Annotated in this window: 25 protein-coding genes and 1 riboswitch; of the genes, 11 read left to right on the forward strand and 14 right to left on the reverse strand. The window is 66.4% G+C overall.

The genetic code is table 11. The features are described from left to right. Positions 1-255 precede the first annotated feature (255 nt). From G5A46_RS02200 to G5A46_RS02230, 8 genes are all read right to left on the reverse strand, one after another. Positions 256-1,029 carry a hypothetical protein gene (locus tag G5A46_RS02200; protein WP_163846884.1) on the reverse strand — a complete coding sequence of 258 codons (774 nt, stop codon included), beginning with the start codon at positions 1,027-1,029 and terminating at the stop codon, positions 256-258. A gap of 7 nt (positions 1,030-1,036) precedes the next feature. After that, the gene (locus tag G5A46_RS02205) at positions 1,037-3,082 is read right to left on the reverse strand and encodes an acetyl-CoA carboxylase biotin carboxylase subunit (RefSeq protein ID WP_163846887.1); all 2,046 of its coding nucleotides are present in this window, start codon (positions 3,080-3,082) and stop codon (positions 1,037-1,039) included. A 141-nt stretch (positions 3,083-3,223) separates the two neighbouring features. After that, positions 3,224-3,427: a hypothetical protein gene (locus G5A46_RS02210; protein WP_163846889.1), complete on the reverse strand. Its 204-nt coding sequence runs from the start codon at positions 3,425-3,427 to the stop codon at positions 3,224-3,226. A gap of 352 nt (positions 3,428-3,779) precedes the next feature. Then, a complete protein-coding gene (locus G5A46_RS02215) occupies positions 3,780-4,139 on the reverse strand; it encodes a hypothetical protein (RefSeq protein WP_163846891.1) in 360 nt (119 codons plus the stop codon). A gap of 69 nt (positions 4,140-4,208) precedes the next feature. Next, complete coding sequence (locus G5A46_RS19620) at positions 4,209-4,352, reverse strand: hypothetical protein (RefSeq protein WP_204318678.1); 144 nt, start codon at positions 4,350-4,352, stop codon at positions 4,209-4,211. Between the two features lie 214 nt (positions 4,353-4,566). Beyond that, a complete protein-coding gene (locus G5A46_RS02220; protein WP_239520581.1) occupies positions 4,567-4,992 on the reverse strand; it encodes a DUF6497 family protein in 426 nt (141 codons plus the stop codon). Then, on the reverse strand, positions 4,985-5,338 hold the full coding sequence (locus G5A46_RS02225; protein WP_163846894.1) for a hypothetical protein: 354 nt from the start codon (positions 5,336-5,338) through the stop codon (positions 4,985-4,987). Before G5A46_RS02225 ends, G5A46_RS02220 begins: the two co-directional genes overlap by 8 nt. Before the next feature lie 14 nt (positions 5,339-5,352). Beyond that, positions 5,353-6,885, reverse strand: coding sequence for an acyl-CoA carboxylase subunit beta (locus G5A46_RS02230; RefSeq protein ID WP_163846896.1), 1,533 nt, complete (start codon positions 6,883-6,885; stop codon positions 5,353-5,355). 246 nt (positions 6,886-7,131) lie between these two features. Between G5A46_RS02230 and G5A46_RS02235 the strand changes: the two genes are divergently transcribed. Both G5A46_RS02235 and G5A46_RS02240 read left to right on the forward strand, forming a co-directional pair. After that, a complete protein-coding gene (locus G5A46_RS02235) occupies positions 7,132-8,358 on the forward strand; it encodes a multidrug effflux MFS transporter (RefSeq protein WP_204318679.1) in 1,227 nt (408 codons plus the stop codon). Between the two features lie 121 nt (positions 8,359-8,479). Beyond that, positions 8,480-9,898, forward strand: coding sequence for a helix-turn-helix domain-containing protein (locus G5A46_RS02240; protein ID WP_163846900.1), 1,419 nt, complete (start codon positions 8,480-8,482; stop codon positions 9,896-9,898). On the opposite strand, the gene G5A46_RS02245 is transcribed toward G5A46_RS02240, so the two are convergent. From G5A46_RS02245 to G5A46_RS02260, 4 genes are all read right to left on the reverse strand, one after another. Continuing rightward, complete coding sequence (locus G5A46_RS02245) at positions 9,899-10,471, reverse strand: hemerythrin domain-containing protein (RefSeq protein ID WP_163846902.1); 573 nt, start codon at positions 10,469-10,471, stop codon at positions 9,899-9,901. Between the two features lie 39 nt (positions 10,472-10,510). After that, complete coding sequence (locus G5A46_RS02250) at positions 10,511-11,416, reverse strand: DMT family transporter (protein ID WP_163846904.1); 906 nt, start codon at positions 11,414-11,416, stop codon at positions 10,511-10,513. A 60-nt stretch (positions 11,417-11,476) separates the two neighbouring features. Beyond that, complete coding sequence (locus G5A46_RS02255; RefSeq protein WP_163846906.1) at positions 11,477-12,076, reverse strand: LysE/ArgO family amino acid transporter; 600 nt, start codon at positions 12,074-12,076, stop codon at positions 11,477-11,479. 72 nt (positions 12,077-12,148) lie between these two features. Further along, positions 12,149-13,021, reverse strand: a complete 873-nt coding sequence (locus tag G5A46_RS02260; protein WP_163849845.1) for a hypothetical protein — start codon at positions 13,019-13,021, stop codon at positions 12,149-12,151. A 118-nt stretch (positions 13,022-13,139) separates the two neighbouring features. Between G5A46_RS02260 and miaB the strand changes: the two genes are divergently transcribed. From miaB to metK, 9 genes are all read left to right on the forward strand, one after another. Then, positions 13,140-14,462 (forward strand): tRNA (N6-isopentenyl adenosine(37)-C2)-methylthiotransferase MiaB, encoded by a 1,323-nt coding sequence (gene miaB, locus G5A46_RS02265; RefSeq protein ID WP_163846908.1) that lies wholly within the window; start codon positions 13,140-13,142, stop codon positions 14,460-14,462. 214 nt (positions 14,463-14,676) lie between these two features. Beyond that, a complete protein-coding gene (locus tag G5A46_RS02270) occupies positions 14,677-15,024 on the forward strand; it encodes a hypothetical protein (protein ID WP_163846910.1) in 348 nt (115 codons plus the stop codon). Positions 15,025-15,347: 323 nt separating this feature from the next. Further along, complete coding sequence (locus G5A46_RS02275) at positions 15,348-15,827, forward strand: OmpA family protein (protein ID WP_163849846.1); 480 nt, start codon at positions 15,348-15,350, stop codon at positions 15,825-15,827. 13 nt (positions 15,828-15,840) lie between these two features. After that, positions 15,841-16,176 carry a hypothetical protein gene (locus G5A46_RS02280; RefSeq protein ID WP_163846912.1) on the forward strand — a complete coding sequence of 112 codons (336 nt, stop codon included), beginning with the start codon at positions 15,841-15,843 and terminating at the stop codon, positions 16,174-16,176. 199 nt (positions 16,177-16,375) lie between these two features. Further along, the gene (locus tag G5A46_RS02285) at positions 16,376-17,389 is read left to right on the forward strand and encodes a PhoH family protein (RefSeq protein ID WP_163846914.1); all 1,014 of its coding nucleotides are present in this window, start codon (positions 16,376-16,378) and stop codon (positions 17,387-17,389) included. 89 nt (positions 17,390-17,478) lie between these two features. Further along, complete coding sequence (ybeY, locus tag G5A46_RS02290; protein WP_163846916.1) at positions 17,479-18,000, forward strand: rRNA maturation RNase YbeY; 522 nt, start codon at positions 17,479-17,481, stop codon at positions 17,998-18,000. 24 nt (positions 18,001-18,024) lie between these two features. Further along, positions 18,025-18,963, forward strand: a complete 939-nt coding sequence (locus G5A46_RS02295) for a hemolysin family protein (protein WP_163846918.1) — start codon at positions 18,025-18,027, stop codon at positions 18,961-18,963. Further along, positions 18,953-20,569 (forward strand): apolipoprotein N-acyltransferase, encoded by a 1,617-nt coding sequence (gene lnt / locus G5A46_RS02300; protein WP_163846920.1) that lies wholly within the window; start codon positions 18,953-18,955, stop codon positions 20,567-20,569. Before G5A46_RS02295 ends, lnt begins: the two co-directional genes overlap by 11 nt. A gap of 32 nt (positions 20,570-20,601) precedes the next feature. Then, positions 20,602-20,649, forward strand: a riboswitch (SAM-SAH riboswitch). A gap of 5 nt (positions 20,650-20,654) precedes the next feature. Further along, positions 20,655-21,836: a methionine adenosyltransferase gene (metK, locus tag G5A46_RS02305; protein ID WP_163846922.1), complete on the forward strand. Its 1,182-nt coding sequence runs from the start codon at positions 20,655-20,657 to the stop codon at positions 21,834-21,836. Positions 21,837-21,931: 95 nt separating this feature from the next. Here the strand turns inward: metK and G5A46_RS02310 are convergent, their stop codons facing one another. Continuing rightward, positions 21,932-22,342: a DoxX family protein gene (locus tag G5A46_RS02310; RefSeq protein ID WP_163846924.1), complete on the reverse strand. Its 411-nt coding sequence runs from the start codon at positions 22,340-22,342 to the stop codon at positions 21,932-21,934. A 117-nt stretch (positions 22,343-22,459) separates the two neighbouring features. Beyond that, positions 22,460-23,272 (reverse strand): metallophosphoesterase, encoded by an 813-nt coding sequence (locus G5A46_RS02315; RefSeq protein ID WP_163846926.1) that lies wholly within the window; start codon positions 23,270-23,272, stop codon positions 22,460-22,462. Positions 23,273-23,281 lie beyond the last annotated feature (9 nt).

The raw sequence follows: 23,281 nt of genomic DNA on the forward strand, positions 1-23,281 counted from the left end.
CACCGGTTCGCGCCGGGCGGGCAGCGGGGAAAGAGGATATGCCAGCGTCTGCTTTATCCCCCCGACACGTGAGAAAGACGTCAAGATCCTTGTGCCCGCCCTGCCAAACGGCCACAGATCCCGCCTCCGCGCGGCGCCCTCGCTTGCAGAATACGGCGCGAAGCCCTATATAATAGGGGAAAGCAGCGGCCATATTCCGGCCCTGACCGATCAGATTTACGGAGGATGTTATGGAAAAAGACGACGACATCCCGTTCACGCCGATCCCCGTGACCGGTCGGACCGGGCCGCGGCCTGGATATTGACCAGCTTGCGTTCGGCGGCACTTGCGCCGCCCTCGGAATAGGCCTTGATCAGGGTCAGGGCCAGTTTGCCGAATTCGAACGCCTGTAGGCGCATCCGCAAGTAATCTTCGTACATCGGGACACGGCGATCCTGCGGCAGGGCCAGATAGCGCTCTCCGCGCATGTCCTCGGCCATGGCCTGCACCGATTTGATCTGGCTGTAATAGCCCACGATCGGGTCGATGGTCTGGCGCGGCAGGACCTCCAGCCGGGTGGTCACGGCGTCGTAGATATGGTCGTGCCGCTCGGCCGGGACGAAAGGCACGAAATCCGCATCGCCGCGCATCCGGGCCAGCACCGCATCGCCATCGCCATCGCCCTGCCACAGGGTTTCCAGAGTGTTGCCGATCTCCGCATAGAGCGCCTTGTGCGTGTCGCGCAGACGCTCTGCCTTGTCGCGGCTGCGGGCCAGTTCGCCGAAGATCGCGGTGGTCAGCCAGCCGGAGGCAATGAACAACCCCGCGATTACCGCCTGCCAGATCCGTTCCTCCACCGTCACCACCTGCGAGGCAAGCCAGAGCGCGCCGCCCAGGAAAACCGCCATCGGCACGGCGATCAGGATGAAAAACCGGAAAAAGACGCGGCGCACCACCGCCGCCTCCCGGCTGAGGACGAAGGCCACGACCAGAACGGCGGCCGCGACCGCCGCGACCGCCCAAAGCCCGATATGTGGCACCGCGCCCATCAGCGCCTTATTCGAATTCCATGATCACGTCGTCCACGGCCAGGCTGTCGCCCGCGCCCGCGTTGATCTTCGTGACCACGGCCTTCTTCTCGGCGCGCAGGATGTTCTCCATCTTCATCGCCTCGATCGTGCACAGGGCCTGACCCTCCTGGACCTCCTGGCCGACCTCTACATCGACCTTCACCACCAGCCCCGGCATCGGGCACAGCAGCATCTTGGACGTATCGGGCGGCAGGCGTTCGGGCATCAGCGCGGCCAGTTCGGCCTGACGTGGGTTGCGCACATGAACCTTCAGATCGGCGCCCCGGTGACGGATACGGAACCCGCCGGACACCTTGCCGACCTTCAGCACCAGCGCGGCACCGTCGATCTGCATTTCCGCCAGTTGATCGCCGGGGGTCCAGCTGCCTTCCACCCGGCGGGTCATCCCGTCGGAGAACCGCATCGTGGCCCCCTCGCGGTCGGCGTCGACCTTCAGGTCGAACCGCGCGCCCTGCAAGGTGACCACCCAATCCTTGCCGACCTTGCGTTCGTGATTGTCCATCCGGCCCGAGACGCGGGTGCGGCGGATTTCGCTGACCCGGTTCATGGCGGCACAGGCGGCGGCGATACGGCGCAGCGTGTCTTCGGGCAGGGAGACGCCGTCGAACCCGTCGGGATATTCCTCGCCGATAAAGGCGGTGGTCATCTCCCCCGAGACGAATTTCGGGTGATCCATCACGGCGGCAAGGAAAGGCAGGTTGTGGCCGATCCCCTCCACCTCGAACTTGTCCAGCGCCACGCGCATCGCCTCGATCGCCTCGGCGCGGGTGGGGGCCCAGGTGCACAGCTTGGCAATCATCGGGTCATAATACATCGAGATCTCGCCGCCCTCGAAGACACCGGTATCGTTGCGCACGGCGGTCACGTCCACGGGGGCCTGCCCCTGCCACTTGTCATTGGCCTGCAACGGCCCGGCCGCGACTTCCTGCGGCGGGCGATAGCGGGTCAGCCGCCCGATGGAGGGCAGGAAGTTGCGATAGGGATCTTCGGCATAAAGCCGGTTCTCGATCGCCCAGCCCGTCAGTTGCACATCGTCCTGGGTGATGCTCAGCGCCTCGCCATTGGCCACGCGGATCATCTGTTCCACCAGATCCACGCCGGTGATCAACTCTGTCACCGGGTGCTCCACCTGGAGGCGGGTGTTCATTTCCAGGAAATAGAAATTCTTCTCGCCATCGACGATGAACTCCACCGTGCCGGCGCTGGTGTAGCCCACCGCCTGCGCCAGGGCGACGGCCTGATCGCCCATGGCGCGGCGCGTCTCTTCGTCCAGGAAGGGGCTGGGCGCCTCCTCCACCACCTTCTGGTTGCGGCGCTGGATCGAACATTCCCGCTCCCCCAGATAGATGCCATTGCCATGGGCGTCGCACAGCACCTGGATCTCGATATGGCGCGGCTGGGTGACGAATTTCTCGATGAAGATCCGGTCATCGCCAAAGGAATTCGCCGCCTCGTTCCTGGAGGACTGGAACCCTTCGCGGGCCTCCTCGTCGTTCCAGGCGATGCGCATCCCCTTGCCACCGCCACCGGCGGAGGCCTTGATCATCACCGGATAGCCGATCTCTCCCGAGATCTTCACCGCCTCCTCCGCGTCCTCGATCAGGCCCATGTAGCCCGGCACGGTAGAGACCCCGGCTTCCTGCGCGATCTTCTTGGAGGTGATCTTGTCGCCCATCGCCTCGATCGCCTTGACCGGCGGGCCGACGAAGGCCACGCCCTCGGCATCCAGCGCCTGGGCGAATTTCGCGTTCTCCGACAGGAAACCATAGCCGGGATGGACCGCCTGCGCCCCGGAGGCGCGGATCGCCTCCATCACCTTGTCGATGACGATGTAGGATTGGTTGGCCGGGGGCGGGCCGATGTGGATCGCCTCGTCCGCCATTTCCACATGCAGGGCGTTTCGGTCGGCGTCGGAATAGATCGCGACGGTGGCGATGCCCATCTTGCGCGCCGTCTTGATGACACGGCAGGCGATTTCGCCCCGGTTGGCGATCAGGATCTTGTTGAACATCAGGTCTCTTCCCGGTTGGTGGACCGGCCCCGCAAGGCCAGCCTGTGACAAAGAAAAACCCCCGCCGCGCCAAAGGCACCGCGAGGGTCGCATTCATGTTGGTCCCGCCCGCAAACGCGGGCGAGGATCAGTTGGGCCGGATCAGCACTTGCCGGGGTTGGTCTGGCAATAGGCGACGTTTGCGCCCGCGCCGATAAGGGCGCCCGTGCCGACATTCCCGCCGGTGACAGCCGCGCCGCCCACACCGGCCGCGCCGCCATAAAGGGCCTGTTCGCCCAGGGTGTCACCGCAGGCGGCCAGCCCGGTAAAGAGCGCCGCTGCCAGAATCCAGCTTTTCTTGAACATGTGTTCGATCCTCGTGATTGAATTCGCCTATTCCGCTCAACCCCGGTAACGCAGCATTGTTCCGGAAAAAGCACGGAAAACCTGCCGTGAAAACCGCGAGACCGCAAGCCGGACGCGTGCACGCCGACCACCCCGGCGGAGAGGCGGAAAAAGGCGGGCGGCCGGTGATTGGGGACCCCGGGCCGCCCGTAAGGGGAAGGGTAACGGTGCAGGGAGGCCGTTTCGCCGCAAACGGCGGGGAAATGCCCCCCTTCAGCGACCCTGAGACCGGCACGGCGCTGCGCATAGCCCCCGCGAGAGACCACGCGGCTTTGGGCCGAAACCCGCCCAAGCGTCAGAAAGCTCGGCAAGATCACGCCCAAAACTTGCCTGCCATTGCATCAGGAAAGGACTGCCGCGCCGCCGCCTCGTCAATGCGCAGCAGCGCGTCGTAACTGGCGGGATCAAACGGGTCTTCGGCGGGCAGGACCTCGCGGCCGAACAGCCAGCTCAGCCGCCCGGCATCCAGGTTGCCGCGCTCAAAGGGATCTGAGCCGAAATGCTGCCACAATGCGGCGAGAAAGGCTTCGTCCGCGCGCTTGTCCGCCGGCCGGCGGTCGCGGTAGCGCTCCCGCTCGGTCAGGGGGGTGATGCCGCGCGGATTGGCGCGGCGGATGGTGAACTGGAAATCCGTGCCCGGCATCCGGCCGGGAAAGCCGCGATGTTTCAGCATGTGCTCCCCTCCAAGGTGAGGGGGCGGGTGGGGACCGGCCCGCGAGCCGATCCCGTTGCGCCGGCGCGCTTACTTGTACTTGCCGGTATAGACGGGCTCGACCGAAATGGGCTCGGGCTCGACCACGACATATTCTTCCTGCTGCTGCTTGGCGCAGGCGGCCAGGGACGCGACAACGCCAAGGGCCATGACAAACTTGATGCTCGTTGACATCTTCTACTCCTGTAAGAACTGCCTCGCCGGTTCGGCGTTATTGGCCCACCGGCAAGGGCGGGCGAGGTAAAGGCCGCTTGGGTGCAACCTTGCCAGACCATAGCGCAAATGCCGGCGCTGGCATATCCATGCCGTATCGCACGGGCCGTTTGTGGCGGGAAAGCATCAAACCGCGCGGTCGGCACGGCGGTGTTCGCAAGATGTTGTGGGATCATCAGTACCCCTCCCAGATGCAGGCCCCGTCTTCCAGGCGGAAGGCCTCGAAATATTGCGTGACGTCAGGGTCGGACACGCCGAAGTCCAGTGCCTGCCCCGCCAGCGAGATCACCGCCTGTTCGGCCGTGGCCGCCCGGGCGTCGGGCAGAACCTGCGTGTCGCACAGCGCCTGAAAGTCCAGCGCCACGGCGTCGAACCCGGCGTCGCGCAGCCCCTCCGCGACATAGCGATAGCGCAACCAGACCGCGCCGCCCGGCTGTTCCTCCACCCGCACCTCGTGCAGGTAGAGTTCCAGCCCCGAAGGGACATCGACCACCGGCCCCGCAGGGTCCGCGGCAACCAGCGGAGTGGCCAGCCCGCCAGAGAGCAGCGCCATCAGCGCCACCGGGATCATGACGAAGAACAAGGCGCCGCGATCAGACATGGCGCTGCCGTCCCGCATGGGCCAGCCAGCGCGCGTGATGGGCGGGGCTGGACATCAGCGCCGCCAGTCGCGCCGCCGCCGCCGGATCGCGCCGGATGATCCGACCCCCGGCCCGCAAGGCCAGCCCGGCATCGTCGGACGTGACCTCCACCACCGGGGAAAATCCGCGCAAGTCGCGCAGCAGGCGCCACATGTCCTGCCGCAACTGCCGCGCCACCGCCAACCGCGAGACATCGCGCGCGGTGTCGATGCGGGCGCGGACCTCCAGGTCGAACCGGGGCGGCAGGTGCCGCGCCAATGTCACACCCGCCCCGTCGCGCAGGATATGCCAGCCGTTGCGTGCCACGCGCGCGCCTCCTCTTACAGCGGAATATTGTCGTGCTTCTTCCACGGGTTCTGCAACTTCTTGTTGCGCAGGCTGGCAAAGGCCCGCGACACCCGCCGCCGCGTCGACCGGGGCTGAATCACCTCGTCGATGAAGCCGCGTTCGGCGGCGACAAAGGGATTGGCGAACCGATCCTCGTAATCCTTGGTATGGGCTGCGATCTTCTCCGCGTCGCCCAGGTCGCCACGATGGATGATCTCTGTCGCGCCCTTGGCGCCCATCACCGCGATTTCCGCCGTGGGCCAGGCATAGTTGAAATCGCCGCGCAGATGTTTGGAGGACATCACATCATAGGCGCCGCCATAGGCCTTGCGGGTGATCACCGTGACCTTGGGCACCGTCGCCTCGCCATAGGCGAACAGCAGCTTGGCGCCATGCTTGATCACCCCACCGAATTCCTGACCGGTGCCGGGCAGGAAGCCGGGCACATCGACAAAGGTCAGGATCGGAATTTCGAAGGCATCGCAGAACCGCACGAACCGCGCCGCCTTGCGGGAGCTGTCGATGTCCAGACAACCAGCCAGCACCATCGGCTGGTTGGCCACCACGCCCACCGTCTGCCCTTCCAGCCGGATGAAGCCGGTGATGATGTTCTTGGCGTAGTCTTCCTGAATTTCGTAGAAATCGCCCTCGTCCGCCGTCTTGAGGATCAATTCCTTCATGTCGTAGGGCGTGTTGGGATTGTCCGGGATCAGGGTGTCCAGGCTGGGCTCGATCCGGTCGGGCGCGTCGAAGAACGGGCGCACGGGGGCCTTGTCGCGGTTGTTCAGCGGCAGGAAATCGACCAGACGGCGGACTTCTGCCAGCGCCTCCACATCGTTGTCAAAGGCGCCATCCGCGACCGAGGACTTCTTCGTATGGGTCGACGCCCCGCCCAGCTCCTCGGCGGTCACGACCTCGTTCGTGACGGTCTTGACCACGTCGGGGCCGGTCACGAACATGTAGGAGCTTTCCTTGACCATGAAGATGAAGTCGGTCATCGCCGGGCTGTAGACCGCGCCACCCGCGCAGGGCCCCATCACCAAGGAGATCTGAGGCACCACGCCCGAGGCCATCACGTTGCGCTGGAACACCTCCGCATAGCCGGCAAGGGAGGCGACACCCTCCTGGATGCGGGCCCCGCCGGAATCATTGATCCCGATCACCGGAGCGCCGTTCTGCATCGCCATATCCATGATCTTGCAGATCTTCTGCGCATGGGTTTCCGACAGCGACCCGCCGAAGACGGTGAAATCCTGACTGAAGACATAGACCATGCGGCCATTGATCGTGCCCCAGCCGGTCACGACGCCATCGCCATAAGGGCGCTGCTGCTCCATCCCGAAATCGGTGCAGCGATGGGCGACAAACATGTCGAATTCCTCGAAGCTGTCGGCGTCCAGCAGCAGGTCGATGCGCTCACGCGCGGTCAGCTTGCCCTTGGCGTGCTGGGATGCGATGCGTTTCTCGCCGCCGCCCAGTTTCGCGGCATCGCGGCGATCCTGCAATTCCTGAAGAATGTCCTTCATCCGGCCGTCTCCCTCTGTCTGTCTGCGCATTGGTTCGCGCCCTGATCCGCGCGTTGGCCTGCGCCATGGCCGCATTTGCCCGGGCAAATGCAAGGATGGTCGGACCATAGGCAAATACAGGGCCGGAAAAAAGCGGAACATCGCAAATTTGCAAATCATTGGCAGCACCGAGCATGCAAATTGCAAAACAGCAAATTACATGTCATCAGCATGGACTTCCGCCTGGACGCGGCGTAGCCCCGTTTGATGACGCTGAACCCGCCCAGATACCTAGACCGGACATCGCCGCCGCATCTGACCACGCTGATCTTCGTGACCGGCCTTGGCGCGATGGCGATGAACATCTTCCTGCCCTCGCTGCCCCGCATTGCCGAGACATTCGATGCGCCCTACGCGCTGGTACAATTGGCGGTGGCGGGATTCCTGGCGACAAACGGGGTCTTGCAGATCTTCCTGGGACCGCTGTCGGACAAGTTCGGGCGCCGCCGTGTGCTGCTGGTCGGACTGGGGATCTTCGTGCTGGCGACGCTGGGCTGCCTGCTGGCGCGCGACATCTATACCTTCCTCGTATTCCGCATGATGCAGGCCACCGTCGCCGTCGGCTTTGCCCTGTCCCGCGCCGTGGTGCGCGACATGAACACCGCCGACAAGGCCGCCTCGATGATGGGGTTCGTCACCATGGGCATGTCGCTGGTGCCGATGATCGCGCCGGCACTTGGCGGGGTGATGGATGCGCTGTTCGGCTGGGAAAGTACCTTCTGGCTGCTGCTGGTCTGCGGGACCATCGTCTTTGGGCTGGCCTGGTTCGACCTGGGCGAGACCGCCCCTCCGTCGAACAACACGCTGCTGGGGCAGTTCCGCGAATATCCCGAGCTGCTGAACTCGCCGCGGTTCTGGGGTTATTGCCTGGCCTCGGCGCTGTCCTCGGGCGCGTTCTTCGCCTTTCTCGGCGGCGGGCCCTACGTGGCCAGCACGGTCTACGGGCTGGACCCGGCGGCCTTTGGCCTGTGGTCGGCAATGCCGGGGGTGGGCTATTTTGCCGGCAATTTCGTCACCGGGCTGGTGGCCGCGCGGCTGGGTGTGAACCGGATGGTGATGGCGGGCAGCACGCTGGTCCTGATCGGCATGGCGATTTCCCTCGGCCTGTCTTACGCCGGGATGGGCGCGCCGGTGGTGTTCTTCGGCTGCATGGGCTTTGTCGGGCTGGGCAACGGAATGGTGATCCCCTCGGCCAGCGCGGGCATGCTGTCGGTGCGGCCGCGACTGGCGGGCACTGCCTCGGGGTTGGGCGGCACGATCCAGATCGGCGGCGGCGCGGCACTGTCGGTGTTGGCGGGCATCCTGTTGCAGGACAGCCCCACGGAACGACCGCTGGTCTGGCTGATGTTCGTCACCGCCGTGGCCGGTCTGGTGGCGATCTTTGCCGTGGTGCTGCGCGAACGCCAACTGATCCGCCGGGGCGGAATGCCCTGAGCCGCACGGGATGGCGGACGCGCTCGCGCCCGGCCCGATATCCGCAACCTTGTGAACCCGACTTTGCAAAGCTACCCTTCACGGAACGCAAACTTGCAAATGTGATCGGGAGCATCGACGCATGGCCGCACAGAAACTCTATGCCGGGGCCAAGCTGCGGGAAACGCGGCAGCGGCTGGGGCTGACCCAGAAGGATTTCGCGGCCAAGCTGGGGGTTTCCCTGCCCTATCTCAACCAGATGGAGAACAACAACCGCCCCGTCTCGACCTCGGTGGTGTTGTCGCTGGCGCAGGAATTCGGCTTTGACGTGACCGAGCTGTCCACCGGGGACAGCGAACGGATGGTGTCGGACATGCGCGAGGCGCTGGCCGATCCGGTGCTGGCGGATGTCACACCGCCGCTGGCGGACCTGCGGCTGACCGCGTCCAATGCGCCGGCGCTGGCACGGGCCTTCCTGCACCTGCACCGCGCCTATCGCCAGACCCACGAGCGCCTGGCCTCTCTGGACGAGGCCCTGGGCCGCGAGGACAGCCGCACCTCCCCCTCACCCTGGGACGAGGTGCGCGATTTCTTCCACTATTGTGACAATTACATCGACGCGGTGGATCGGGCCGCCGAGCGTTTCGCCGCCCCCGCGATGGCGGCGGGACCGGCCGGAGGCGACGCGGCGATCCACCAGCGTGCGGTGCGGGCCCTGGCCGCCACCGGCATCACCGTCGCGGCCGAGGATATCGACCGCCTGCGCCATTTCGATCCCGAGACCCGGCGCCTGACCCTGTCGGCCCGTGCCGCGCCCGCCACCCAGACCTTTCAGCTGCTGTTGCAGGTCGCGCTGCTGGACCAGGACAAGCTGCTCGAAGCGACGCTGGACCTGGCCCGGTTCCAGTCCGACGCGGCGCGGGCCATCGCCAAGATCGGGCTGGCCAATTACTTCGCCGGGGCGGCGTTGCTGCCGTATGGCCCCTTTCTGGCCGCCGCCCGCGAAACCCGCCACGACCTGGAGCGGCTGGCCACCCGGTTCGGCGCCTCGATCGAGCAGGTGGCGCATCGGCTCTCCACCCTGCAACGACCGGGAGCCAAGGGAATTCCGTTCTTCTTTGTCCGGGTGGATCAGGCCGGCACGATCACCAAACGCCATTCCGCCACGCGGCTGCAATTCGCCCGCTACGGCGGCGCCTGTCCGCTGTGGAACGTCCACCGCGCCTTCGAGACGCCGGGCCGGTTCCTGCGCCAGCTGGCAGAGACCCCGGACGGGGTGCGCTATGTCTCTCTGGCGCGGGATGTCAGTAAGGCAGGGGGACATTTCGGTGCCCCGGTGCGACGCTATGCCATCGCCCTGGGCTGCGAGGTCGCCCATGCCGACGCGCTGGTCTATGCCGACGGGCTGGACCTGGGCAACCCGCGCGCGTTCGAACCGATCGGCATTTCCTGCCGGATCTGCGAGCGGGTGGATTGCCACCAACGCTCCGTCCCGCCGCTGGAGCGGAAATTGTCCATCGATCCCAATTCACGCGACGTGCTGCCCTACGACGTGGGCTGATCACTCCAGTTCTGCACCGTATTCCAGGATTACCGGCACGATGATCTCTTCCTCGTCGGCCAGATGCCGGTCCAGGAAGCCGCGAAACGCCGTCTGCGCCGACAACAGGCGGCCCGTCGCGGCGCTGGCATCGCGTTTCTCCCCCAACCGGGTCAGCACCAGGTTCGAATTCTCCGCCAACGCGTGGATATGATGGTCCAGTGCGTGATGGTCATGGTCCAGGATGTCGAACGCCTGCGCCAGCCGGTTGTCCAACGGGATGAACCGGGGAAAGTAATGCTGATCCTCGATCTGGTGATGATGTTGCAACTGGTTCAGGAAGAAGCCTGTATAGCGCGACATTTCCGGCCCGAACCGCGCGTTGTTCCCGTCCAGCTGACGCTGCGCGCCGTCAATCAAGGTATCGATCAGCTGCCGGAACATCAGATGGCGCTCCAGCCAGAACGCCGTCAACTCGTTGAAATTGGGATGCCCCGTCCATTCCGTGCGGGGATATTTCTCCGCCAGGACACGCAGGTGGTCGGGCAGCCCGGTGCGGGCCCCAAGGGACAGGGGATCATGCGGATCGGTCATGCCGGGGACACTAGCCCGGCACCCTGCCGGGTCCAGTGGCTATACCCGTGTGGCATTCGGCGCCGGGGTGATGCTGCGCCGTTTCACCATCGCCTCCCGCCAGGTGATGAAACAGACGGAGGCGATGATCAGCCCGCCGCCCAGCATCACGAAGGGGTCTATCGCCTCACCAAAGGCCAGCGCGCCCAAGGCCACGGCCCAGACCAGTTGCAGGAAGGTCACCGGCTGCGTCACCGTCATCGGCGCGGCGGCAAAGGCCAGGGTCATGACGTAATGCCCGGTGGTGGCAAGGGCGGCGACCCCGAACAGCACCCCGATCTGCCACCATTCCGGCCGCACCCAGACCGGGATCGCCAGCGGCAGCAGCATCAGCGTGACCACGACCGACAGCATCGCCACGATCAGCAGCGCACCGACCTCGTCCGCCAATTGCTTGGCCACCATGTAACTGCCGGCAAAGATCACCGCCGTGCCCAGCATCGCATAATGGCCAGAGGTGATTTCGCGCATTCCCGGCCTCAGGATGATCAGCGCCCCGATCAGCGCCACGACGATGGCCAGGATGCGACGCAGGGCGAGTTTCTCGCCCATGAACAGCGCGGCGCCCAGGGTGACGTAGATCGGTGACATGTAGTTCATCGCCGTCACGTCAGCCAGGGGGATCCGCGTCATCGCGTAGAACCACAGCGCCACGCCGGCCCCGTGGAATCCGCCGCGCAACAGGAACAGCCGCCAGTGCCGGGGGGTGATGCGGCTGCGCACCAGCCGGGGCAGAACGGGCAGAAGAAAGACCAGCCCCAGAGCATAGCGCAGGAAGGCCGCCTGGGTCGCGGGCATCCCTTCCCCCAGCAGCTTGACCAGGGCGTTGACCCCGACGAACAGCGCTCCGGCAAGCAGCATCCACAGGATGCCCACCGTCGGGCGCGAGGTCGATGATGTTGTCATGCGCAACCGCTACGCTCTTCACTTCGGGCGCACAAGGGCGGCAGCGGCCCGGACCCGACGCTAGCCGCGCAAAAGCGCCAGTGCGATTGTCCACATGATCAGCCCGACGCCCGCGTCCAGCAACCGCCAGGCCAGGGGGCGGCGAAACAGCGGCTCCAGCAGGCGGGCGCCGAAGCCCAGCGAGAAGAAGAACACGAAGGACGCGGTGACACCCCCCAGGGCAAAGCCGGTCTTGTCCGGGAATTTCGCCGAGACCGCACCCATCAGCACCAGCGTGTCCAGGTAGACATGCGGATTGGCCCAGGTCAGCAGCAGGCAGACCCCCAGCACCCGCGCCAGGGAGGCGGGGGCGCGGTCGGCGGCTTCCAGCGCCTCCCCGCCGCGCCAGGCCCGGCGAAAGGCCAGGCCGCCATAGGCCAGCAGGAAGGCCGCACCGCCGTAGCGCATGATGTCGGTCAGCCAGGGCCGCGCCTCGGCCACCGCGCCGAATCCCGCGACCCCGGCGGCGATCAGCACCGCATCGGACAGCGCGCAGGCCAGCACCACGGCCAGCACGTGTTCGCGCCGCAGCCCCTGCCGCAGCACAAAGGCATTCTGCGCCCCGATCGCCAGGATCAGCGACAGGCCCAGCCCGAACCCGGCCGCGTAGGCGCCGGTCAAGGTTTCGATCCTGGGGACGTAAGGGGGAGCGGGATCATCAGGGTCATCAACCTCGTTCTCGGCCGGGCGCGGTCAGAACCATTGGCCCGGCTCCATCAGCCCCAGGTCCAGCAATTGCCGGGAATGCCAGTCGAAGGGCACCGAATTGTGCCAGCGGAAGGTCGGAATGTCGTAGCGGGAACCGGGGTTGCGCTTTAACGCCTTGGCGGTGCGGAATGAACAGACACAGGCCGTCAGGTTGTTGTGCCAGGGGCAGGCATAGGTGTTCAGTTCTTCGTCGGAGAAGGTGAAATTGTCGCGCAGCCGCAGGCCCGGACGGCTGCGGAACAGGGAGATCCGGTCGATCTTGCGGCGTTTCTCAGGCACGTGTTCCTCGAACCGCCATCGCAGCCCACCGAAGAAATCCAGCTGCCGTTCGCGGGGATGGCCCTGGTTTTCCGGATCCGGGCGGGCCAGGGCGTAATAGCCCGCCCGGTCCAGATGTGCCTCCGCCACCGAAACGGCGTCGGGGTTGCGATCCAGGTCCGGGGCGTAGATGTCGATCACGTAGGTCAGCATCGCGGCCCGCCGTTCTTCGGCGTGGAAGGCCAGCATTTCCCCCACGGTGCGCGTCTCGCAGAAGGGGAAGAACAGGTATTCGGCGTTGAAGCAGTAATGCAGCCAGGTGCCTGCTGGTGCGGCATCATTCACCGCGTTGACCGCGCGCAGCCCGGCGCCGTCCTCCACCAGGGAATAGGTGACGCGCACCACCAGCGCGGCGATATCGTCGGGCAGGTCAAAGACGTCAGGGGCAAACAGGATGATCGTGGCGAACCCGGCGGTGCGGGCGTGGCGAATGGTGCCGGCCAGTTCGGTGTCGTCCTCGGCCAGAATCAGGGCAACTGGGCCCTTGGCCAGGGCCGTGCTGCCCTCCCGGATGAAATCGTCCAGTGAATTGAACCGCACCTGTTCCGCCTCTGCCCGGTCGTGGCGTGCAAAGAACCAGCCTTCGCCCCGCATTGCAAGGCCCCGCGCACCTGGTGTAGGGAGACGCCTTGATCCACCTGCCCGCAGGAGCGCCGCCATGACCGCCCCGAAGAAGCTTTTCATCAAGACCTACGGCTGTCAGATGAACGTCTACGACAGTGAGCGGATGGCCGAGGCGCTTGGCCCCTCGGGCTATACGGAGGTGTCGTCGCCCGAAGAGGCGGACATGATCCTGCTGAACACCTGCCACATCCGGGAAAAAGCGGCGGAGAAGGTCTATTCGGAGCTTGGTCGCCTCAAGGGGCTGAAGGCCGCGAAGCCGGACCTGAAGATCGGCGTGGCCGGTTGCGTCGCCCAGGCTGAGGGGGAAGAGATCATGACCCGCCAGCCGCTGGTGGATCTGGTCGTCGGCCCGCAAAGCTATCATCGCCTGCCCGCGATGGAGGCCCGTGCCCGCAGCGGCGAAAAGGTTCTGGACACCGATTTCCCCGAGGAAGACAAGTTCGAGGCGCTGAAATCCCGCCCCAAGGCCCGGCGCGGGCCGACCGCCTTTCTGACCGTGCAGGAAGGCTGTGACAAGTTCTGCGCCTTCTGCGTCGTCCCATATACCCGAGGCGCCGAAGTCTCTCGCCCCGTCGATCGCATCCGGGCAGAGGCCCGCGATCTGGTGGAACGTGGCGTGCGGGAAATCACGCTGCTGGGCCAGAACGTCAACGCCTATCATGGCGAGGGGCCCGATGGCCGCGACTGGACCCTGGCGCGCCTGATCCGCGAGCTGGCCGAGATCGACGGGTTGGCGCGTTTGCGCTTTACCACCTCCCATCCCAACGACATGGATGACGATCTGATCGCCGCCCATGGCGATTGCGCCAAGCTGATGCCCTATCTGCACCTGCCGGTGCAAAGCGGGTCGGACAGGATTCTGAAACGGATGAACCGGTCGCATGATCGCGACAGCTACCTGCGGTTGATCGACCGGATCCGCACCGCGCGGCCCGATATCCTGATGTCGGGCGATTTCATCGTCGGCTTCCCCGAGGAGACGGACCAGGATTTCCGCGACACGATGCGCCTGATCGAAGAGGTGCAGTACGGGCAGGCGTTTTCGTTCAAGTATTCGACCCGCCCCGGCACACCCGCAGCCGAACGTCCCCAGGTGGCCGAGGATGTAAAGACCGCGCGCCTGGCCGAATTGCAGGGGCTGATCACCACGCAGCAGCGCGCGCTGCAGGATGCCATGGTCGGCCAGACCGTCGGCGTCCTGTTCGAGAAACCCGGCCGCCAGCCGGGCCAGATGGTGGGCAAGTCCGATCACCTGCACGCCGTCCATGTCGAGGCGACGGATATCGCCCCTGGCGACCTGCGCCAGGTGAGAATCATCGCCTCCGGCTCCAATTCCCTGTCCGGCACGCTGATCTAGGCGGCCCGTGTCTGCCCCTCGGAGTGGAAACAATCCCGTCATCTGGGTGCGATAGTTTCCGCATATCCACCCGTGGCGGGAAATCCTTGGGCGCGGCTCGGGCCGGCGCTAGGCTGCCCCTGACGCCGCCACCCCGCGTCCGGTCCCGTGGCCGGTGGCCCGTCCGGGGCGCAGCGCCCGTTTCCCGCAGTCGGACCGGTCAGGACAACTACAGATGTCATCCCTGCTTTCCCGTCTTCTGACCCGCGTCACCCTTGCCGCCGCGCTCGGGCTTCCGGCCCTGTCCGTCCAGGCCGGCCAGGGCGGCTATTCCTTCCGCTTCACGCCAAGCCACGTCATTCATGTCAGCTGCTACCGGGGGCCCTGGCGGGACGTGATCTGGGACCGTCCCAACGCCGTCTTCATCGACAGCCTTGTGGCCCTTGGCTACGACTGGCCCACCGCCCAGGCGATTTCCCAGCGGATCTGCCGCGACGAGGCGCTGGTGTTCAATCCCGAGGGGCTGAAACACGAAATGCTGCGGATCTACCACAGCTCAACCGCCTATCGTCACCGCGGCTGATCGCGCTTGCCGCGGCGCGAGATCCCGGCCGCGCCGCGCGGCCTGCGCCTGCCCGCACTGCCGCATCAAAACCACGCCCGGCAAAGAACCCGGTGCATGTGCCTGAATCTCCTTCACAACATGCACCAAGTGCGGCAGGATAATTGCCATAACAAGGGTCCATCCGACACAAATGCAATTTTCGAGACGGACCTTGCTGGGGGAATGAAAGGACTTTGGCCGTGCTGTCGAACCCGATTACTGCGTTTCGCGTCAGGCTGAGCGGCCTTGCTGCCGCCGCTCTGTCTGCGCTTTTTCTCACCACCCTGTCAGCCGCGCCGGCAATGGCTCAGGGCAAGGGGTGGAACGAACCCTATGTGCCGACAATCTGGGTCGACCCGGACGGCTGCGAGCACTGGGCCATGGATGACGGCGCCGAAGGCTACATGACGCCACATGTCAACCGCCAGGGCATCCCGGTCTGCCGCCGGGGCAATGTCTGCGGCGTGATGCCCACGGACCAGTTCTTTGCCACCGACAGCTACCGGATCAGCCAGGCGAACAAGGGCCGCCTGGCCGGATTCTTCCAGTCGACCGGCGCGACCTCCTACATCATCGTGGGACATACCGACAGCCGGGCCTCCGACAATTACAACATGAAGCTCAGCTACAACCGCGCCAATGCGGTGGCGCAGGTCGCCGCTTCGGTCGGGGCGCGTATTGCTGACGTGCGCGGCTATGGCGAACGGATGCCTGCGGCGCCGAACGGCACCGCCGCCGGCATGGCGCAGAACCGTCGCGTCGAAATCATCTGCATCCGCTGAGGGGGACCCTGACATGAAACCGATGAAAATCGCCCTCGGGCTTGCGCTGCTCGGCTCTCTGGCAGCCTGCGCGGGCGGCCATCCGGGGCGTGTCCCCGGCGACAAGTCGATGGATTACGGCATCAACAGCCACCATCTGTCGACGATGAAGGCCGGCATCTGGGTCGATCCCAACGGCTGCGACCACTGGATCATCGACGACGGGCTGGAGGGCTACCTGTCCCAACGTCTGGACAAATACGGTAAACCGGTCTGTTCCGGCACCGCCGCGCCCAATATCGCCACCGGCGGTTTCAAGCGCGGATCGCCAGTCTATGACCCCAATTCTCCGCGCACGCCGGCCAGCTGACCTTGATCGCGCGCGCGATATCGCCACATGAAATGCCGCAAGCCTTCGCTTGCGGCATTTTTCGTCCACGGACCGGCGGACAGCCCCTGCGGGTCGGCGGCGTCATGCAACAGTGACTTGCCACCGCCCGCGCGGCCTGCCACGCTTGTATAACGCTCCGGTCGCACCCCGCGCCGGGTCTAAGGTTAAGGAGTAGTTTTTGGCCACCAGCCTTCTGCCGCCTCAGAACGACGGCGCAACCACCGAAGCCGCCGTCGAATTTCCCGACAACTTCCTGCTGATCGACCTGTGCGGCGAACATGACCGCAATCTGGCCCACCTGGAGCTCAAGCTGGGCACGCAGATCCTGCGCCGGGGCAATCGCCTGGTCGCCATCGGCGACCCGGAGGCCGCGACCCGCACGATAGAGGCCCTGCGCGCCCTTTATGACCGGCTCGAAGCCGGGCGGGAGGTCGGCATCGCCGAGATCGACCGCGAATTGCGCATGGGCAACGATCCCGCCCCGGCCAAGGACAGCCGCGACGGCGATCAATACGACATGTTCCCGGGCGGCCCGGTCGAGATCAAGACCCGCAAGAAGCTGATCGAACCGCGCACCGACGCGCAGAAGGCCTATGTCCGGTCGCTGTTCGCCAATGACCTGGCCTTCGGCATCGGACCGGCGGGCACCGGCAAGACCTACCTGGCCGTGGCCGTTGGCGTGTCGATGTTCATCGAGGGTCGCGTGGATCGCATCATCCTGTCCCGCCCCGCCGTCGAAGCGGGGGAAAAGCTGGGATATCTCCCCGGTGACATGAAGGAAAAGGTCGATCCCTACATGCAGCCGCTTTACGACGCGCTGAACGACTTCCTGCCCGCCAAGCAGCTCGGCAAGCTGGTGGAGGAAAAGAAGGTGGAGATCGCGCCGCTGGCCTTCATGCGCGGGCGGACCCTGGCCAATGCCTATGTCGTGCTGGACGAGGCGCAGAACGCCACCGCCATGCAGATGAAGATGTTCCTGACCCGCCTGGGGGAGAATTCCCGCATGGTGATCACCGGCGACCGCACCCAGGTCGACCTGCCACGCGGTGTGCCTTCCGGCCTGGCCGATGCGGAGCGGCTGCTGAAGCAGATCCCCCGCGTCGGGTTCAATTACTTCACCGCCCGCGACGTCGTTCGCCACCCCCTTGTCGCCGCCATCATCGAGGCGTACGAGGCCGACCAACCCGCCTGACCGGCCCTGTCCCCACCCCGCTCCGCCCCTCGTCTTTCCCGATATACGCGCGGGGCGGTGCAGGGGCGGCCAACCCGCGCGAGCCTGCCATGACACGCCTCACCGACGTTCTGATCGAAGCCCCGGACTGGCAGGTCCACGATCTGCCCGCGCTGGCCGAGCGCGCCGCCCGCGCCACGCTGACGCATCTGGGCCTGGATCCAGCGGATTGGGAAATCTCCGTGCTGGGCTGCGACGATGACCGCATCGCCACCCTGAACGCCGAGTTCCGCGACAAGCCGGCGCCGACCAACGTCCTGTCCTGGCCGGCCGAGGATCTGGCCCCCGGAATACCCGGCACCCGCCCCGCGCCGCCCGAACCCGACGACATGTTCGGCGACCCGGCGCTGGGCGATATCGCCATCGCGCTGGAGACCTGCACCCGCGAGGCCACGGCCGGCGGCATCCCGCTGGACCATCATGTGCTGCACCTTCTGGTGCATGGCACCCTGCATCTGCTGGGCTACGACCATGTCGCGGACGCCGATGCGACAATAATGGAGCAGACGGAGGTGGAGATTCTTTGCAAACTCGGCATCCCTGACCCATATACTCCGAATGCCGGTCGTTGAGCCGGCGTTTCTCGGAAAGGTATGATGGGCGACAGCACTGACGGGTCTTCTAACGCGGCGCAGCGCGCGCTGACGGCAGATCACATGGATACCGTGGACAGCGACGGCACGGAGGGCGGATTTTCCTCGTTCTTCCGGCGTCTGGTCGGCGGCGACACTTCCACCCGAATGGACGGTACGGACCCGTCCACCGCACCCCAGGGAGGGGAGGCACGCGGCAGCGACCAACCGGCGCGCACGCACAGCCTGCTCAACCTGCGGCATATGCGGGTGGAGGACGTCGCCATCCCCAAGGCCGATATCGTCTCGGTCCCCGAAACCATCACCAAGCCGGAGCTGGTGCAGGTCTTCCGCGACAGCGGCATGACCCGCGTGCCCGTCTACAAGGAGACGCTGGATACACCCGTCGGCATGATCCATCTCAAGGATTTCGCGCTGAACCACGGCTTCAACGGCTCCGCCTCCGCGCGGTTCGAGATGAAGCCCCTGCTGCGGCCGCTGCTGTATGTGCCACCGTCGATGCCCATCGGCGTGTTGTTGCAGAAGATGCAGACCGAACGTCGGCACATGGCGCTGGTGATCGACGAATACGGCGGCGTCGACGGTCTGGTCACGATCGAGGATCTGATCGAACAGGTCGTGGGCGAGATCGAGGACGAACACGACGTCGAAGAGGACGCCCTGTGGCAGAAGGAACCGGCGGGCAGCTATCTGGCCTCCGCCAAGACCCCGCTTGAGGATTTCGAAGCGGAGATCCACGCCTCCCTGACCGAGGACGACAGCGTCGACGAGGAAGAGATCGACACGCTGGGTGGCCTGGTCTTCATGCTGTCGGGCCGTGTCCCCGCGCGGGGGGAGGTCGTGGCCCATCCCGCCGGCCACGAGTTCGAGGTGGTGGAGGCCGATCCCCGCCGGATCAAGCGGCTGCGGGTGCGCCTGAACGCGAGTGCCGATGGCGGCTGACCGCTCCGCGGCGCGCGCGCTGGCCGCTGCGGCGCGCCGGTTCCTGCCCCGCCCCCGCCCGCCCTGGCGCGCGGTCACCGGGGCCGGGCTGGCCGGGCTGGTCGCGGCCTCGGCGCAGGCGCCGCTTTCGCTCTGGCCGCTGGCAGTGCTTGGCTTCGCGGCGCTGGTGGCGCTGGTGCTTGCCGCGCCGGACGGTCGGCGCGCGGGCTGGACCGGCTGGGGCTTTGGCACCGGCTATTTCCTGCTGTCGCTGAACTGGATCGTCGAACCGTTCCTGGTGGATGTCTGGCGCCATGTCTGGCTGGCCCCCTTTGCGCTGATCCTGCTGGCTGGAGGCCTGGCGCTGTTCTGGGCGGCGGCGGCATGGGGCGCAACTCGCCTTGCCCCCCGACCCGGCCATCCGGCCCGTGCGCTGGCCCTGGTCGCCGCGATGGCGCTGGCGGAGGCGCTGCGCGGCTGGATCTTCACCGGCTTCCCCTGGGCGGCGGTGGGGCATGGGTTCATCGCCTCCCCCTTCCTGTCGCTGGCCGCCTGGCTGGGCACGCCGGGGCTGACGTTGCTGTTGCTGACCGCCGCCGCCGGGCTGGGGCTGACGCTGCACCGCCTGGGCACGCGCACCGGTCCGCTGCGTGCCGCCACCACGCCGGCCGCCGGGGCGCTTCTGCTGCTGGGCGGCAGCGCGCTGCTGGCCCCGCTGGCCGCCCCCGCCCTGCCCGATCCCGGACCCGGACCCGGGACCAAAGCGCCGGTGATCCGGCTGGTCCAGCCCAACGCCCGGCAGCGCGACAAGTGGGATCCCGAGATGATCCCGATCCATTTCAACCGGCTGCTCGATTTCTCGGCCACCCCGCCCCGGCCCGATCTGGTCGTCTGGCCCGAAACCGCCGTGCCCTGGCTGCTGAACGAGGGCCGCCCGCTGACCGCGCGCATCGCCGGCGCCGCGCAGGGCGCGCCCGTGGTGCTGGGCGTGCAACGGGCACAGGGGTCACGCGTCTTCAATTCGCTGGCCGTGATCGCCCCCGACGGCGCGGTCACCGCGACCTATGACAAGCATCACCTGGTCCCCTTTGGCGAATACATGCCCGCCGGCGACCTGCTGGCCCGCATCGGCATCGGCGCCTTTGCCGCGCGACAGGGCAATGGCTACACCGCCGGGCCGGGCCCCAGGCTGGTGGACCTGCCGGGCATCGGCGCCGCCCTGCCGCTGATCTGCTACGAAGGCGTGTTCCCGCGCAACATCCATGCCGCGCCCGACCGCCCCGCGCTGCTGTTGATGGTGACCAACGACGCCTGGTTCGGCCGCCTGTCCGGCCCCTACCAGCACCTGGCCCAGGCCCGGCTGCGGGCGGTGGAATTCGGCCTGCCCATGGTACGCGTGGCCAATACCGGCATTTCCGCCATGATCGACGCAGGCGGCACGATCACGGGGCAGCTTGCGCTGAACACCGCCGGCTTCCTGGATCTGCCGCTACCACCCGCCGCACCGCCGACCCTCTATTCCCGGATCGGCGACAGTCCGGCGTTGGCGCTGGCATTGCTTCTGCTGGGGGGGGCCGCCCTGTGGCGACCGCGCCGCATCCGGCCCGCGGCGGCACAATCGCGTTGACCTGACCGCCGCCCGGACGTATCGCAGAAGCATCGCCGCCCCAACGGCTTCCTGACGGGGTGGTCTGTTTCAGCGGAGCACCTTCATGACACGTCAGAACTACATCTTCACGTCCGAGTCCGTCTCGGAGGGGCACCCGGACAAGGTCTGCGACCGGATCTCCGACGCCGTCCTGGACGCATTGATCGCCGAAGAGCCGGAGGCCCGCGTCGCCTGCGAGACCTTCGCCACCACCAACCGCGTGGTCATCGGCGGAGAAATCGGCCTGAGCGATCAGGACCGCCTGGCGCGCTACATGGACAAGATCGACGCCATCGCGCGCGATTGCATCCGCGACATCGGCTATGAACAGGACGAGTTCCACCACCAGACGGTGGAGATCACCAACCTGCTGCACGGGCAATCGGCCCATATCGCCCAGGGCGTGGATGCCGCCGCCAACAAGGAGGAAGGCGCCGGCGACCAGGGGATCATGTTCGGCTACGCCACGGACGAGACCGACGCCCTTATGCCTGCGCCGATCCAGTTCGCCCACAAGATCCTGCGCCGCCTGGCGGAGGCGCGCAAATCCGGCGCCGCCCCGACTCTGCGCCCGGATGCGAAAAGCCAGCTGTCCCTGCGCTACGAGAACGGCCAGCCGGTCGAGGTGATGCAGCTGGTGCTATCCACCCAGCACGCGGACGAGGGGCAAAGCTCTGCCGATATCCGCGCCATCGTCGAACCCTATATCCGCGAAGTGCTTCCCGATGGCTGGCTGACCGATCGCACCGAATGGTGGGTCAACCCGACGGGCAAATTCGTCATCGGCGGGCCGGATGGCGATGCCGGGCTGACGGGGCGCAAGATCATCGTTGACACCTACGGCGGGGCCGCGCCGCATGGCGGCGGCGCCTTCTCCGGCAAGGATCCGACCAAGGTGGACCGCTCGGCCGCCTATGCCGCGCGCTACCTGGCCAAGAACGTGGTGGCGGCGGGATTGGCTAAGAAATGCTCGATCCAGCTGTCCTACGCCATCGGGATCTCCCGCCCGCTGTCGATCTATGCCGATACCTATGGCACGGGCGAGGTGGACGAAGCCGCGATCGAACAGGCTGTCGCCCGCGTCATGGACCTGACCCCGCGCGGCATCCGGGAGCATCTGTCGCTGAACCGTCCGATCTACCAGCGCACCGCCGCCTATGGCCATTTCGGGCGGGAGCCCGAAGCCGATGGCGGCTTTTCCTGGGAGCGGACGGACCTGGTGGAGGCGCTGAAAAAGGCGATCTGACGCCCTGCCCCTTCGGGACGCGGCACAAGGAAAAGGCGGCGGTCCCGAGGGGCCGCCGCCTGTTTCGTTTCGACGTCCCTGATCGGGCCACGGGGTCACGCCCTCGGCTTGGCGCCCAGCGAATAGGGCCCCGGCCCCATGGCCGCGACCATCAGCATGCCGCCGGCGATGGACAGGTTCTTCATGAAGCTGATGGTCTGCATCTGCGCTTCCATTCCCTCCATCGACATTCCGGGAACCAGATGGAACAGCAGGCCCGACAGGATGGAGAACCCCGCCAGCGCCAGCGCCGCCAGCCGTGCCTGCCAGCCCAGGGCCAGCATCAGGCCGCCACCCAGTTCCACCAGGATGACCAGAGGCAACAGGCCGCCGGGCACGCCCATCGCCGCCATGTAGCCCTGTGTGCCGGCATAACCGGTGATCTTCTGTGCGCCGGACAGGATGAAGATCAGCGCCAGCAGGACACGGCCCACGGGTGCTGCGTATTTGAATGCGGTCAGGTTCATGTTCACGGTCCTTGTGACTGGAGTTCCGGCGCAGGGATACCCGCCCTGCGCCGTCCCGTGAATTCACCGTTTCCCCGCAACCACCGTGCGCCCATGCACAGACAGGATGGCCGCCCCTCAGGCGAAGGCCCGCAGACGTTCGGCCGGGATCTCCTTGATCACGCGGGGCGGCTCGGTCGGGACAAAGGTGGTGGAGAGCCCGCCGCCGATCATCCGGCACAGGGCAAAGCCCGTGCCCTCCACCACGGCCAGCGCATCCCGCCGGGTCAGGTCCACGGTGGATTGCAGCCCGGTGGTGACGATGCTGGGAATGCCGTTCCACATGGTAACCCGGTTGAAATGCACATGCCCCGACAGGATGCCGCGGATGTCGTGACCGGCCAACGCCGCGCCCAGGCGGGCGGTGTCTTCGGTGTTCAGGCTGGCCCAGGCGGCATTGTCATCGGGGTCGACACGCGGCGGATGATGCAGCACCAGCAGCTTGGGCACTTCGGGATGCCGCGCAAGCGCCTGCGCGAGGAAGTCGAACTGCCCCGCGTCCAGCGCCCCGGCGACACGCCCCGGCACCGAACTGTCCAGCAGGATCACATGCAGCCCGGCGATCACCGCGTCGTGGTCCACCGGCCCGTCAGGCGCCCCCGCCTGCCCGGCAAAGGCGGCGTGGAAGGGCGCCCGGCGGTCGTGGTTGCCCAGGGTCATCAGCACCGGCATCTCCAGCCGGTCCAAAAGCTGCGCCACCAGCTCATAGCTGGGCTGATCGCCGATATTCGTCATGTCCCCCGAGACGATGGCGAAATCGGGCCGGGGGGACAGGCCGTTGGCGGTGTCGATCACGCGGGCCAGGGTGGCGGCTGTGTCGGTCTGGCGTCCGGGGTCCTCGGTCTGCGGGGCGCTGACATGCAGGTCGGTCAGGTGGATGAAGCGGGTCATTCAGGCTCT

Source organism: Pseudooceanicola aestuarii (genome assembly GCF_010614805.1).
Lineage (GTDB): Bacteria > Pseudomonadota > Alphaproteobacteria > Rhodobacterales > Rhodobacteraceae > Pseudooceanicola > Pseudooceanicola aestuarii.